This window comes from Microbulbifer taiwanensis (assembly GCF_014904815.1).
GTDB classification, from domain to species: Bacteria; Pseudomonadota; Gammaproteobacteria; order Pseudomonadales; family Cellvibrionaceae; genus Microbulbifer; species Microbulbifer taiwanensis.
The window spans coordinates 38855-52874 of the sequence record NZ_JACZFR010000013.1; the positions used below are offsets into that span (position 1 = coordinate 38855).

14 protein-coding genes are annotated in these 14020 nt (G+C 61.5%); 8 read left to right on the forward strand and 6 right to left on the reverse strand.

Annotated features, from left to right (window positions below; translation table 11 throughout):
• The first annotated feature begins 34 nt into the window (after positions 1-34).
• Positions 35-589 carry a D-glycero-beta-D-manno-heptose 1,7-bisphosphate 7-phosphatase gene (gene gmhB / locus IG627_RS04840; protein WP_193190526.1) on the forward strand — a complete coding sequence of 185 codons (555 nt, stop codon included), beginning with the start codon at positions 35-37 and terminating at the stop codon, positions 587-589.
• On the opposite strand, the gene IG627_RS04845 is transcribed toward gmhB, so the two are convergent.
• Positions 586-948 (reverse strand): winged helix-turn-helix transcriptional regulator, encoded by a 363-nt coding sequence (locus IG627_RS04845; RefSeq protein WP_193190535.1) that lies wholly within the window; start codon positions 946-948, stop codon positions 586-588. The two genes, gmhB and IG627_RS04845, sit on opposite strands and share 4 nt — an antisense overlap.
• Before the next feature lie 164 nt (positions 949-1112).
• Here IG627_RS04845 and IG627_RS04850 point away from each other — a divergent pair, with 164 nt between their 5' ends.
• The 3 genes from IG627_RS04850 to IG627_RS21170 all read left to right on the forward strand — a co-directional run bounded on the left by IG627_RS04850 (position 1113) and on the right by IG627_RS21170 (position 6130).
• The gene (locus tag IG627_RS04850; RefSeq protein ID WP_193190537.1) at positions 1113-2216 is read left to right on the forward strand and encodes an NAD(P)H-dependent flavin oxidoreductase; all 1104 of its coding nucleotides are present in this window, start codon (positions 1113-1115) and stop codon (positions 2214-2216) included.
• A gap of 5 nt (positions 2217-2221) precedes the next feature.
• A complete protein-coding gene (locus IG627_RS04855; RefSeq protein ID WP_193190539.1) occupies positions 2222-2827 on the forward strand; it encodes a glutathione S-transferase family protein in 606 nt (201 codons plus the stop codon).
• A gap of 321 nt (positions 2828-3148) precedes the next feature.
• On the forward strand, positions 3149-6130 hold the full coding sequence (locus IG627_RS21170) for a S8 family serine peptidase (RefSeq protein ID WP_193190541.1): 2982 nt from the start codon (positions 3149-3151) through the stop codon (positions 6128-6130).
• Between the two features lie 116 nt (positions 6131-6246).
• Here the strand turns inward: IG627_RS21170 and IG627_RS04865 are convergent, their stop codons facing one another.
• The gene (locus IG627_RS04865) at positions 6247-6873 is read right to left on the reverse strand and encodes a TetR/AcrR family transcriptional regulator (protein WP_193190543.1); all 627 of its coding nucleotides are present in this window, start codon (positions 6871-6873) and stop codon (positions 6247-6249) included.
• A gap of 109 nt (positions 6874-6982) precedes the next feature.
• On the opposite strand from IG627_RS04865, the gene IG627_RS04870 reads away from it, so the two are divergent.
• Together IG627_RS04870 and IG627_RS04875 are read left to right on the forward strand one after the other, a co-directional pair.
• Positions 6983-7525: a GFA family protein gene (locus IG627_RS04870; protein ID WP_193190545.1), complete on the forward strand. Its 543-nt coding sequence runs from the start codon at positions 6983-6985 to the stop codon at positions 7523-7525.
• On the forward strand, positions 7518-7820 hold the full coding sequence (locus tag IG627_RS04875) for a DUF6958 family protein (RefSeq protein ID WP_193190547.1): 303 nt from the start codon (positions 7518-7520) through the stop codon (positions 7818-7820). The genes IG627_RS04870 and IG627_RS04875 overlap by 8 nt, the downstream gene beginning before the upstream one ends.
• A gap of 5 nt (positions 7821-7825) precedes the next feature.
• Here IG627_RS04875 and IG627_RS04880 read toward each other — a convergent pair whose 3' ends face one another.
• Genes IG627_RS04880 through IG627_RS04890 form a run of 3 tightly spaced genes read right to left on the reverse strand, consistent with a single transcriptional unit; the run spans position 7826 to position 11302 of the window.
• A complete protein-coding gene (locus IG627_RS04880; RefSeq protein ID WP_193190549.1) occupies positions 7826-9112 on the reverse strand; it encodes a serine hydrolase domain-containing protein in 1287 nt (428 codons plus the stop codon).
• 52 nt (positions 9113-9164) lie between these two features.
• A complete protein-coding gene (locus IG627_RS04885; protein ID WP_193190551.1) occupies positions 9165-10910 on the reverse strand; it encodes an ankyrin repeat domain-containing protein in 1746 nt (581 codons plus the stop codon).
• A 14-nt stretch (positions 10911-10924) separates the two neighbouring features.
• Positions 10925-11302, reverse strand: coding sequence for a BlaI/MecI/CopY family transcriptional regulator (locus IG627_RS04890; RefSeq protein WP_193190553.1), 378 nt, complete (start codon positions 11300-11302; stop codon positions 10925-10927).
• Positions 11303-11446: 144 nt separating this feature from the next.
• Between IG627_RS04890 and IG627_RS21060 the strand changes: the two genes are divergently transcribed.
• Positions 11447-11572, forward strand: coding sequence for a hypothetical protein (locus IG627_RS21060; RefSeq protein WP_264299864.1), 126 nt, complete (start codon positions 11447-11449; stop codon positions 11570-11572).
• Positions 11573-11612: 40 nt separating this feature from the next.
• Here the strand turns inward: IG627_RS21060 and IG627_RS04895 are convergent, their stop codons facing one another.
• Positions 11613-12611, reverse strand: a complete 999-nt coding sequence (locus IG627_RS04895; protein ID WP_226864728.1) for a GlxA family transcriptional regulator — start codon at positions 12609-12611, stop codon at positions 11613-11615.
• 173 nt (positions 12612-12784) lie between these two features.
• Here IG627_RS04895 and IG627_RS04900 point away from each other — a divergent pair, with 173 nt between their 5' ends.
• Entirely contained in the window at positions 12785-13969 is a 1185-nt protein-coding gene (locus tag IG627_RS04900) for a class I SAM-dependent rRNA methyltransferase (protein ID WP_193190601.1), read from the forward strand.
• Positions 13970-14020 lie beyond the last annotated feature (51 nt).

The window sequence follows — 14020 nt, forward strand, 5'->3', positions numbered from 1 at the left end:
CTTCCCGCATTCATCGCAACCCGGAAACAGTTTCATGGCAATCATCGTGCTGGACAGGGACGGGGTCATCAATGCCGACTCCGACGCCTACGTCAAATCCGCTGAGGAGTGGATACCCCTGCCCGGCAGTATCGAGGCCATGGCCGAACTGAGCCGCGCCGGATACCAGCTGGTGATCGCCACCAACCAGAGCGGCCTGGCTCTCGGACTCTTCGACCTGGACGACCTGGAGGCCATGCACGCAAAGATGCGCGCGCTGGTGGAGGACGCCGGTGGCGAAATCGCGGCCATCTTTTACTGCCCCCACGGTCCCGATGACAACTGCCGCTGCCGCAAGCCCAATACCGGAATGCTCGACGCCATCGAGGCGGAGTTCGATACCAGCCTGCACGACTGCTATATGGTCGGCGACAAGCGCAAGGATCTGCAGGCGGCACTGGGAAAAGGCTGCAAACCGGTGCTGGTAAAGACCGGCGTGGGCGAACAGACGCTGCAGCAGTTGATCAGCGAACCGGACGCGCGCCTGGCCGATACAGCCGTATTCGACGACCTGGCCCAGTTTGCGGATTTTCTGCTGCGTTCTTCCTAGCCCACTTCCCCACGCGACTTTGCACGCGACTTTAACCGGTGGCCGACGCTGACTATCGCCTCAATTGCCGGCTTCAATTCCGCACCCAATTCGGTCAGGCGGTATTCCACGCTCGGCGGCGAAGTGGGCATCACTTCCCTGATCACCACGCCGCGGGATTCCAGCTGCTTGAGGCGGGTGGTCAGCACCTTGGCGGAGATACCGTGAACATCGTCCTTCAGTTCGCTGAAACGCCGCGGGCGCTGGCTCAGGTACCAGATGATATTTGGCGTCCAGGCGCCGCCGATCACTTTCATACACTCACCGATCGGGCAGGTCGGCAGCGGCGGCTCTACGGGATTTTTTCTTCTCGGCAGCATGGTTTTCATCCTGTTCGCTTATTTTGCAGGCCCCGGTTCGACTCGCACTCACCAGGTTACCTTTTGGTAACCGCTTATTTTAGTTACCAAGCCTCCGCAAGTATACTTAGGTAACTCGCATGGCTAGACTCATCCGCGAATTCAATCGCTAAGGAGTCGGCAGTATGTGGGAGAACAATCCCGTCACAAGCGCACTGGGTATTCAGCACCCGATTCTTCAGGGACCTTTCGGCAGCGGCCACTCCAGCGCCGGGCTGGCGGCGGCGGTCTCCAACGCCGGCGGCCTGGGTGCCTATGGTGCCCACCACCTGTCCGGCGAGCAGATACTGGCGCTGGCAAAGGATATCCGCGCCAAAACCTCCCACCCCTTCAATCTCAACCTGTGGATTCCGCGACAGGCTGAGTGGGGCCTGCCGATGGGCGAGGCGCGGGAGGCCGCCTACCTGCAGCAGATAAAACCCTTCTTCGAGGAGCTGGACCTGCCACCGCCGGCGCGCGCCGAGAACCCACTGCACGACTTCGACGAGCAGGTGGAGGCATTGCTGGAGGCGCGCCCGGCGGTGTTCAGTTTCGTGTTCGGCATTCCCGACAGGAACATCCTCGAGTGCTGCGCCGAACGCGGTATCGCCACCCTGGGTGCGGCCACCAGTGTCGAAGAGGCGCTGGCACTGGAGCGCGCCGGCGTGGATATGCTGGTGGCCTCGGGACTGGAGGCCGGCGGTCACCGCCCGGCGTTTCTCGAGGAACCGCAACCGCGCTCACTGATGAGCACCTTTTCCCTGCTACCGAAAATCCGCGATGCGGTTTCGATACCTGTGATCGCCGCCGGCGGCATCGCCGATCGCCGCGGTGTGGATGCCGCCTTCGCCCTGGGGGCGGACGCAGTGCAGATAGGCACCGCCTTCCTGGCCTGTGACGAGTCCGGGGCCAGCCCGCTGCACAGATCCCTGTTGCGCCAACCAGAGGGCTGCGACACCGTGCTGACACGCGCCGTATCGGGCCGCATGGCGCGCTATATCCGCAACCGCCTGACCGAGGCCACCGCCGCCTGGCCGGACCCGGCCCTGCCCTATCCACTGCAGATGTCGCTGACGCGACCGCTGGCCAGGGCTTCCGCCGAGCGCGGCAGCGCCGATTTCGCCACCATGGCCGCGGGCCAGATCGCCGGCCTTTCCCAGCACCGCCGCGCGGCGGAACTGATGGCGTCACTGGTCGCCGATTATGCGCCTGAAACCGCTTCACCCGAAGGAAGAACCGTTAAGGAGTAAATAGCATGTACAAGCTCTACTTTATGCCCGGCGCCTGTTCCCGCGCCATTCACGCCCTGCTCAACGAACTGGAGCAGCCGGTGGAACTCATCGCGCGGGATTCCGTTGCCGATTTCAAACAGGTCAACCCGACCAACCAGGTGCCGGTGCTGGTGGATGGCGACCTGGTACTGCGCGAGGGCGCCGCCATAGTGCTTTACCTGCTGGAAAAGCACGCCAGCCCCACCCTGCCGAGGGAGCCGGAGCTGCGGGCCGAATTTCACCAGTGGCTGATGTTTGCCAATGCGACACTGCACCCGGCCTACAGCCTGCTGTTTTTTGGCGCCCGGGCGCTGGAAAGCGACGCGGCAAAGCAGGAGGTGCTGACCAGGGGCGCGGCGCGGTTGTCAGCGCTCTGGGCCATCGTCGAGGAGCGGCTGCAGGACAGGCCGTTTATCTGCGGCGAACAAGTTACCGCAGTGGACATGATGCTGGCAGTCTACGCCAACTGGGGCCAGTACTTCCCGCTGGAGATTGAGCTGGGCGCCAGGACCAGGCGCATGCTTGCGCGCGTCGCCGAGCACCCCGCCCTTGTCCGCGCCATCGAGAGCGAGGCGACTGTGGCCGCCTGAGTGCGGCCAAGATATCCGGGGAGACCGGTCCCGGTCTCCCCCTTTTTCCCCACTGGATCCCATAATCTCGCCTACTCAATCAATTGCGCGCCAATGCATTGATTTGAACGCCCCATTACTTTAAAAGCGAATTACAGGATAAATAAATCCGTCATTTTGCTATTCATTAGTACCAGATAGCCGGCGGAGGATGGGTTGAAGGACCAGACCCGCAGTACCGTTTGCCGCCGGCCGCGCAGAGCCCAGCTGTTTAGCGGATAGTCCCGCCTTTCAATCGCTTCCACTCCTGCCTGAAAAAATAATTACTTGGGGCAATCCAATATGAAAAAAACGGTAGTTACCGCATTGATTGCGGGCCTGCTGCTGTCGTTCGGCAGTCTTGCAGAACCCGACAAGGGCAAACTCAAGCCCGACTTCAACAAGAAGAGAAAAATCTACATTGTGCAACTGGCCGAGGAGCCTCTGGCCGCCTATGAGGGCCATATTCCCGGTCTCGCGGCCACCAAGCCGCGCGCCAGTCGCAAAATGAATCCGCAGAGCAGCCAGTTCCAGCACTACGCCGATTTCCTCAAGTCGCGCCGCGAGCAGGTGCTGTCCGCGGTGCCCGGCGCGCGCAAGGTGCACGAATACAAGGTGGCCTTCAACGGCTTCGCCGCACTGATGAGCAGCAAAGAGGCGGAGACGCTGCGCGCACGCAAGGATGTACTCGGCGTCTGGGAGGACAAGCTGCTGAAGCCGCAGACAGACTCCACCCGGGATTTTCTCGGCCTGACCGGCATCCGCGGTCCCTGGCTCTGGGGTATCACCGGCGAGGATGTGGTGATCGGCGTGATCGACAGCGGCATACACCCGGAACACCCCAGTGTGGCCGACGTGCCCACGCCGAAACGCGGTGATCGCGGGCGCGAAATTTCTTTCGGGCCCGCGCCGGAGCACTTCGTCGGCGAGGGCTGTGATTTCGGCAACAGCGACTTCAACCCGGCGGACGCGCCTTTCGAGTGCAACAACAAGCTGATCAAGGCGCAGTCCTTCTCCGAATCCTTCCTGACGGTGAATACACTGGCGGACTACGAGTTCCTGTCCGCGCGGGATGCGGACGGTCACGGCACTCACACAGCCACCACTGCAGGCGGCAACTACGGTGTCGAGGGACCGGCCGGCGGCACTCTCAGCGGCATGGCGCCGCGGGCGCGGGTGGCCGTGTACAAGGTGTGCTGGGACGCACCCAACCCGGATGACAGCGGCTGCTTCTCGTCCGACTCCATGGCCGCCATCGACCAGGCAGTGGCCGACGGTGTCGACGTAATCAACTTCTCCGTTGGCGGCAGCAGCACTACGTTCAACGGCCCGGACGATATCGCCTTCCTGTTTGCTGCCGATGCCGGTGTCTTCGTATCCGTCTCCGCCGGCAACAGCGGTCCGGGCGCCGAAACCATCGGCACCCCCTCCGGTGTTCCCTGGGTCACCTCGGTGGCCGCCGCCGAAGACAACCAGAATTTCGGTACCGGGCTGCAGCTGGACGCGCCGGCGGATATCGCCGCCACCTTCGAGGGCCTCGAGGGCGGCGGCCCGGTGCGGCTGGCAGATGTCGGCGCCATATCCGCCTCGGTAATCGCCGCAGAACCGCTGGACGCCTGCGGGCCCCTGGCCAACGCCGCAGAGATGGAAGGGCAGATTGCGCTGGTGATTCGCGGCGCCTGTGCCTTTAGCGACAAATACAACAATGCCGCCGCCGCCGGCGCCCGCGCCATCGTCGTCTACAACGACGGTACCGCTGCCGACCGGATGGACCCCATCGTGATGTCTGCGCCGGATACCACCATTCCGGGTATTATGATCCGCCACCCGGACGGCGACCTGATCGCATCCAGTGCCGACAGCGCCGGTACCCTGAGCCCGGAAATCCAGGTGGCGCGCGAGGATCGCATCACCGGCTTCTCCTCCCGCGGCGCCAACGCCGGTGCGCCGGATATCATCAAGCCGGATGTGGCGGCGCCCGGCGTCGGTATCATCGCCGGCACCACGCCAGTCTCCAGCGGCGGCAGCCTCTTCGCATCCCTGAGCGGTACCTCCATGGCCAGCCCCCATGTGGCCGGCGTCATGGCCCTGCTCAAGCAGGTGCACCCGGAGTGGACCCCGGCGATGGCCAAGTCCGCACTGATGACCACCGCGCGCACCGGACTGCGCAAGTCCTTCGGCCCGCAGGCGGCGGACCCCTTCGATATGGGTGCCGGCGCCATAGACCCGGGTGCCGCCTTCAGTCCGGGCCTGGTGTACGACGCCGGTCTGGCGGACTACTTCGCCTTCCTTTGCGGCGCGGAGAATCAGCCGCAACTGATCGATCCCGGCACCTGCACTGAGCTGGAATCCGGCGGTTATTCCCTCGACTCCAGCGACCTGAACCTGGCCTCCATCGGTATCGCCGAGCTGGCCGGCAGCCAGACCATCACCCGCCGCGTCACCAATGTAACGCGCGGCAGCAAATGGTTCTGGGCTTCCGTGGACGCGCCCGCGGGCGTGGATGTGCAAGTCAATCCGCTGATTCTGCGCCTGCGGGAGGGTGAGAGCGCCAACTTCGAAGTCACCTTTACCGCCACCGATCAGGCACAGCTCGGCGACTGGGCTTTCGGCGCCCTGACCTGGCGCTCGCTGGGTAATCGCTTCGAGGTGCGCAGCCCCATCGCCGTGCGCCCGGTGCCCATTGCTGCGCCGGCGCAACTGAGCGCCAGCGGCAGCGACGGCTCCCTGAGCGTTGATGTGCAGTTCGGCTACAGCGGTGCCTACCAGGCGCAGATGAACGGCCTGGCCGAGGGGATTCCGTTCCCGGGTGCAGTGGAGGACGGTGGCGACAACTTGATCTTCTTCGACGTACCCGAGGGCACTGACCTGGCCCGCGTGGCACTGTTCGACGCGGATGTGGGTACCGGCGACGGCTCCGACGACCTGGACCTGCAGGTCTACGGCCCGGCTCCGGACTTCCCGCTGGTGGGCAGCAGCGGCTCCCCGACCTCTGCGGAGGCGGTAACCATGCGCGATCCACAGGCCGGCCAATACGCGGTCTTCGTGATCGACTACGCCTCTGCGGCCGGACCGACGCCCTACACACTGTTCAACTTCAACCTGACTGGCGACGCCGGCAATTCGGTAGTTGGCGCGCCGACTGTGGCAGCGGTGGGACAGAGTGGAGAAATCTCCATCGAGTGGATGGGGCTGGCGCCGGGCATCCGCGCCCTGGGCCTGCTCGGTCATGGCGACGGGACACAGACGTTTGCCGAAACCGAAGTGATGGTTAACACCCAGTAATCGATCGATGGCAGATCCCCCCGCCACGGGGGGATCTGTTTTCGCCTCTTCCCACCCCCTGGCGCCATTTGAATAAGTGGTCGCGACTCCCGCCCTATCCGGTATCTCTGTTCCGATTACCTTTTGAAGGCCGCGAGAAAGATTCTCACGCTCTCTTTCGCGTGCTCGTGCAGCCGGCGTTTCGAGGGAATACCCCTGTCCCCGAGCAACATGGCACTGCTGACGGGTTCTCCCATCAATATCCAGTTGAAGTAGGTCGCGGCGGCGGTGGGATTCGGGCAGTTCAGTTCGCCTTGCGATTGATAGTGGCGCAAGATTTCGGTGAGCCGTTCGATGGAGCGCAGTGGGCCCTGTTGATACAGGGTGCGGCCGAGGTCGGGGAAGCGCTCCACCTCACCGATGACCAGGCGACGGAGTTGCATCAGCCGGGGGGTCAGCACTACTGCCAGCTGTTCCTGCGCGAAATCCAGTAGGAACGCCTCGGCAGGCCTGTCCTGGACCGACTCGCCAACATGCTGCTCCAGGGTGCTGGATGCACCGCCGGTAATGCTTTCGACCACCTGGATGAACAGCGTCTCTTTCGAACCGAAATGCGCGTAGACCGTCTGCTTCGAGATTCCGGCGGTGGCGGCCACCTCGTCCATGGTGGCACCGGGGAAGCCACTGCGCAGGAACACCTGCTCCGCAGCCGCCAGAATTTTCTGGCGACTCCTCATCAGTCTTTTTTCAACGCCACTCGCCATATTCCGATTCCTGCCCACAGTCGCGGCGGATGATAGCCGCCGCGGCTTGACGCATCAAACTGGACCGTCTAGTCTAGTTAGCAGTACATACCAGGCTATGGAGTTTCCAATGCGCCCAGAAACGGAGGTCACCTGCGACTGCGGGCGGGTTGCCCTGCAGCTCGAAGGTCAGCCCATTATCAGCACCGAGTGTCATTGCACGAGTTGCAGGGAGGCCGGCGAGTATCTGCAGTCGCTTTCCGCTACGGCAGCGCCACTATTGAACGATCAGGGCGCAACGCAACTGGTGCTCTATCGCAAAGACCGGGTTCGCTGCGAGCGGGGCGCAGATGCCCTGCGGGAATATCGCCTGTCCGCGGATGCCAAGACCCGCCGCGTGGTCGCGACCTGTTGTAACAGTGCAATGTTCCTGGACTTCACTCCGGGCCACTGGCTGAGTCTCTACGGGCAAAGGTGGCCGCTGGCGACCCTGCCACCAGTGGAGATGCGGACCATGACACGCGACAGGTGCGAGGGTGTGGCCCTCCCCGGCGATGTGCCCAATGCCGAGACTCACTCCTTCCGTTTTTTTGTGAAACTGATCGGCGCCTGGGCTGCCATGGGTTTTCGCACCCCGGAAATTACCTTCGTGAACGGAGCTCTGGATGCCTGACAATGCCGACAAAATAGAGATCGAGAACATCATGTCGCCGGGCCGAACCATTCGGGTGAACCGGGAGAAATTCGAAGCCATGCGGGAGGCGCTTCTATTCTCCCTGCCACAGGAAGCCCCCGGGTTGACGGTGGCGGAAGCGAAGGAAAAACTGTTACCGCAGCTGCCGCAATCGCTATTCCCCGGCGGTGAAAAGGCGGGCTGGTGGCTCAAAGCCGCGCAGCTCGACCTGGAAGCGAAAGGGTTTGTACAACGTGTGAAAACGAAGCCGCTGCGACTGTATCGGGTGAAATAGACCCCTCACAAATCCCGGGCGCAGTCACCGCGGGAACGGCCCTGTACAAACGCTTGGACAATTTCCAGTGCCACGCTGCCGAAATCCCAGAAGACTTCTGTCTTGCGGTTGATGTTTACGGCCACCGACATTTCATAGTCCGGCAGTACCATCAACCAGCTCTGGCTGCCGCGTGACACGCCGCCGTGATTGGCGTGGCGCAGCACTCCCAGCTGCGGAATTTCCATTTCGCGGTAGCGCCAGCCGAGGGCATAGTGCTGCGGGTTGGCTTCCCCGTTGGCGAGTTTCTGCGGTGTCCAGAAAATTTCGCGGGTTTCCGCAGAAATAAAATCCGTATCCAAATAGCGGCTGCCGAGTTTCACCAGATCTGACGGCGTGGAGACAAATCCGCCTCCGGGCAGACGGTGGCTCAGGTCCACAGGCCGCCACTCACGCAGGCGGTGTTTCGCCCCGAACAAACCGTTACTTTTGTAGAAAGTAGCGATACCTTTTTCGTGATCGCCATTAAGCGGAGATGGTATGGTCGCCGTCATTCCCGCCGGATCGAAGACTTGCTCCTGCATCAGTTGCAGATAATTTTTTTGCGCCGCGCTGGCCATGGTTGCGCCGAGCAGCACCGTGTGAAAACTGGTGTAGTGGAACCGACTACCCGGCCGGTACAGGAGCGGGTTGTCGTCGAAGACGTCGAGCGCCTCAACCATGCTGTCGAAGTGATTCCGCAAAGCCAGTGTGTGATACAGCCCGAGCCAGTCTCTGTTTTCCTTGTAGTCCGGCAGTCCCGCCATATGGGAGGCGAGCTGGCGCGGTGTTATCTGCGCCCATTCCCCGTTGGGGAGCGGATCAAGGTAATTAGCGATGGGCGTATCCAGATCCATGCGCCCACTCTGCACCAGGCGCGCCAACGCGGTTCCCGTCAGCGCCTTGGCGGTGCTGCCGATGCGAAAGCGGGTTGCCGTGCTGACCGGTGTCCTGGACTCGATATCCGACCAACCGCTGGCGCCCGCCCATACCAAGCGGCCACAGGCGGAAACGGCTGCGGAGATTGCCGGCGCTGCAACTTTTTTTCGATGCTTTTCCAACACCGTCAATGAAAGTTTCGCTGCCTCAGAATAATCCGGATCGTAAATTTCCTGCACCGATGGGCCATCGTCCGGAAGCTTCAACCACCCAAATGGAGGCAGTGGCATGGAGCCCTTGTTATAGGCAAAAAACTGGTAGGCGGGCCACAGCAGCCAGCCGATTAATATCGCCAGTGACAATGCCGCCAGCAGCTTTCGGTTTATCTTTTTCATCCCGATTCCTTTTTGATTGGCTAACCGGTGCGTGAATTTAATCTGGAGTTTTTTATTCTGTCGCGCCCGCGTGGATTAAATAATCGCGTACCGCATTGTTGCGCGCCCGGTTGAGCGGCGTTCTGAGTTCATTGCCGTTGGCCATGACACCGAGATTGACGTCGGCTCCCTGCTCTACCAGGAAACTGACCATTTCCAGATGGCCGTGGTATGCAGCATTGATCAGCGGTGTCTCATCGGTTGAAACCACGCCATTTACATCGGCCCCCTGTTGGTGAAGCCGTTTGGCAATTTCAAGATTGCCGTTCATGGCTGCGGCAATCAGCGGGCTTCCGTCCCACTCGGCGGCCTTATTGACATCGGCTCCCCACTCGATCAGCTGTTCCGCCATGTCGTCGTGACCTGCACGGATGGCAACAATCAGCGGCGTGCCCTCCCTGGGCACTACGGTGTCGAGGTCCGCGCCCCGCTGGTAAAGCAACTCGGCCAGCTCCATGCGGTTGTGTTGCGCGGCTGTGATCATCGGGTTGCCGTCACCCGGCGACGACAGATTCACGTCCGCGCCTGCACCGATCAACAGCTCCGCAATTTCGTGCCTGTTGTGGCGGACCGCCTCTATCAGGGCTGTGCCTTCACCCAATACCGGCGTATTGATCTCGAGGCCGCTGTTCAGCATTTCCGTCAGCGCCGGCAGATCGTTTGCGCGAATGACTCCCATCAGCCGCTCTCCCTCGACGCGTGACAGTGCATTACTTTTCATTATCGCCAGATCTATTCGCGGCGCGTATTCCTGGGCAGCGCCGAGGCTGGCGATGGCGAAGACGGTACAGGCGGTCGCGGTGGTCAGAAGTTTTGGTTTTTTTGCACTTTTGAGTTTCAGGACGGCATTGATCCTCGCTGCCAGATCCTTCTTTTTACTGAAAAGCCCCATAGCCATCAGGTTCTGTCGCCGGGTGATCATCAGCTCGGCACAGTCGAGTAGGGATTGCGCATATTGCTTGCCGCTCTCCAACACATGGGCCGCGCGCATATCGCAGGCCAACTCCCTGGAGACATGGATTTTTCGCTCAATCAGTCGCATCACCGGGCTCCACCAGAAGACGATGGCGACCAGCTCCTGCAGGGTGCCCACCCAGAGATCCCGGCGCTGGATATGGGCCCACTCGTGCAGGATGATCGGTGCCAGCCGATCGCTGTCGAAACGCTCGACAAAAGATTGCGGCAGCAGGATTACCGGCTTCAGTAGACCCGCGGCCATCGGCGCCCTGGCACTCGCGGATACGAGCAGCGGACATGGGACCCGTTTTTTGTCGCAGTCTTCATAGGGCACTGCGGCTCGAACAAGCCGGCGCGTGCGACGGATCGATAGCACCACCCCGACCGAACGCCAGGTGCTACCCAGCAGCCAGACCAATAGGAGAATATGCAAGCCTGCACTCGCCTCACTGATCCACAGCGGGGAGAGTTGCCACTGGAATTTGTCACCGCCTTCAGGGGCGGGCGGCGCAGTTTGCGCAGACGCGGCGCTGCCGGTGGTCACCGGCGGCGCCTCCATCACAGGTTCAGCAATCTGCGCGACCTTTGTGGCGGGCGCTGCCGCCGGCGACTCCGCGCTCGATATCAGCGACGCAAAGGGAAGCAGCAGGCAGATGGCGAAGGCGGTGGTCCAGATCCAGCTCTGCAGTTCCGCGCTCGGTCGCCAAAGCCGGGTAGCAGCCGTCAACAGCAGTATCAGGCAACTCCCGATCAGCAGGTGGTGCAGGGTAAAGGTCGTGAACAGTGTCAGTTCAAAAAGCATGGGGGGTCCGCCGATCAGTCCGTTTCGTCGATTTTCTTCTGCAGTGACTCGAGATCCTTCAGGTCGATTTCCGTCTCGCGGATCAGGTGCTGCGCCAGCAGTTCGGGTGAACTGCCGAAGAAACGATTGAGCAGGCTTTTGAGCGCGCTCTGGCGGGCCTCGGTGCGGCTGATGCAGGCGCGATAGACAAAGGCGCGCCCCTCCTTGCGATAGTCGGCGTAGCCTTTATCCGCCAGGATTTTGCACATGGTCTGGACCGTGGTGTAGGCGGCGGGCTTGTCCGCCGAAAGCGCACCGGCAATCTCCTTGACCGAACACTCGCCCCGCTCCCACAGAATTTCCAGAATACTCTGCTCGCCATCGGTGAGCTGATCGGATTTTCTTCTGGCCATGATTCAACCTACTAATTGTTTAGTTTTTAACTCTAAGAACACGAGCTTGAGCTGTCAACTAATTAATTAGTTTTTACTCTTGAACGGAACGATCAGTTTGAGCAAGGAAGAACAGAGAACTATTGATGGCGACGGGAAACCTATGTGACCCAGATGAAAGAGTACCGGGCGCCCTATCCGGAGGTCAGCAGTACTATGTACGAGGCGCTGACCAATCTGATCGCGGCGTTGCCGGAAGCCCAACTCTCCACTGGGGAGTCGTTAGATTGAAACGCATCCTTTTTCCCTACGATGTTTTTCCCTGATACCGCTAGCGTTTGAAGTGTTTCCTGTAATCGCTGGGCAACACACCCAACTGGCGGCGAAAGGCCCGGCGCAGTTGTTCCCGGGACTGGAATCCACACAGGGCCGCCACCTTCTCCGCGGATAGATTCTGTTCCATTAACAGCTGCCGGGATTTTTCCACACGCGCGCGCTCGACAAACTTTGCCGGCGTCACACCCATTGTCTGTAGAAAACGGCGGGCAAAATTGCGCGGGCTCATGGCGGCGACCTGTGCCAGCGTATCGACGGTAAGCGGCGCTTCCAGGTTGCTGTAGATCCACTCGACCAGCTGACCGAATTGGTCGCACTCCACCTGGCCCGACAGGTGTTCGCTGTACTGTTTCTGGCCGCCGTCGCGCTTCAGGTAGAGCACCAGCCGTCGCGCTATCTTCAGCGCCAGGGGGCGGCCGAAATCCTCTTCAACCAGGGCCAGCGCCAGATCGATACCCGAAGTGATACCGGCGGAGGTGTAGATATGGCCGTCGCGCACGTAGATGGCATCCGGATCCACTGCCACTTCGGGAAAGCCCTGCAGTTCTTCCACATCCAGCCAGTGGGTGGTGGCGCGCCTGCCATTCAACAGGCCGGCGCTGGCGAGAATCAGTGCACCGCTGCAGATGGAACCCAGACGGCGGACGATCGCGACTCTGTGGTTTAGCCAGGAGATAAATTCCTGATTATCCTGTAGTTGCGCAGCACTCTCTCCCATGCCGCCGCTCACCAGCAGCGTGTCCATCTGCCCGGCGTCGCGATACGACCTATCCGCTATCAGCGTCATTCCGGATGACATGCGCACGGGGCCCGCCTCTTCCGCGAGCAGTTCTATCCGATAGACATCTTCAGTGCAACGGCCCTCCTCCCACAGCTGGCGGTTGGCCAGGGCGAAGACCTCCAGCGGTCCGGTGATATCCAGACACTGGGCGTCGGGGTAGATCACCATGGCGATCTTCATTGGACTGTTGGGGATTGAATCTGCTGTTTTCATACGGCCAGTCTTACACAGAGATCTTCTGGCAGGAATGACAAGCTGACTGCAAAAACTGCCATACCCTTTCCGGGGCTATCCTACCCTTGTGTGCCGCCCCACCCCCTTGCAAAGCCACCGGCATCGACCAACAATTGCGCCCCCGCCGACCGGCACTTTTTTTTGGAGCCCCTATCGTGGAACACCAGTTGATCCTGAACCCCAAAGCCGAGCGGCGCCTCAAGCGCGGTCACCTATGGATCTACAGCAATGAAGTGGACACCAGGCGCTCGCCGCTGAAAGGCCTGGAGGCCGGCAGCCAGTGCGAGATACTCGACAGTCGCGGCAAGTCACTGGGCACCGCCTTCGTGAACCCGAGCCAGCTGATCTGCGGGCGCCTGGTTTCCCGCCAGGGCGCACTGGATGGTGAGCTGCTGCACCGGCGTCTGCAAACCGCGCTGTCGATACGCCAGCGCTATTTCGAACACCCGAGCTACCGCCTGGTATACGGCGACTCCGACTGGTTGCCGGGGCTGGTGGTGGACAGGTTCGGCGACTACCTGGTGGTACAGGTCAGCAACTGGGGAATGGAAAGGCTGCTGCCACAGGTAGTAGACGCACTGACCGAGCTGGTAGCACCAAAAGGCATACTGCTGCGCAACGACCACCAGGGACGCGCGGTGGAGGAGATGCCCCGGGTCAATGAAGTGGTGTTCGGAGAGGTGCCGGAGTTGGCACCCTTCGAGGAAAACGGCGTGCCGCTGCTGGCACCGGTGCACGCGGGGCAGAAGACCGGCTGGTTCTACGATCACCGCGACAATCGCGAGCGGCTGAACCGCTGGGTCGAGGGCAGGAAGGTACTGGACCTCTTCTCCTACGCCGGCGGCTGGGGCGTGCAGGCACTGGCCTGCGGTGCCGAAAGTGCCACCTGTGTCGATGCATCCGAACAGGCCCTGGATTGGTGTCGCGCCAATGCCGAGCACAACCAGGTGGCGGACCGGCTGCGCACCGAGCGCGGCAAGGCGGTGGATGTGCTGAAGGCCATGGTCGCCGAAGGCGAGAAGTTCGACGTGGTGGTGCTGGATCCTCCGGCATTTATCAAGCGGCGCAAGGATCACAAGGCGGGGCTGTCCGCCTATCGCCATATCAACGAACTGGCAATGCGCCTGCTGGCGGCGGATGGCCTGTTAGTAAGCGCTTCCTGCTCTATGCACCTGGCGGCAGATGAATTGCTGGATTGTGTGCGCGGCGCCGCGCATAGACTGGACCGGCCGGCGACCCTGCTGACCAGCGGCGGCCAGGGGGCGGATCACCCAGTGCACCCGGCAATTCCGGAGACGCGCTATCTGAAAGCGCACTTTGTGCACCTGGGCAAATAGACGCTTATATATAGAAGGAAGATTTGCAGGGCCTGAGGCGCCGCTATTTCA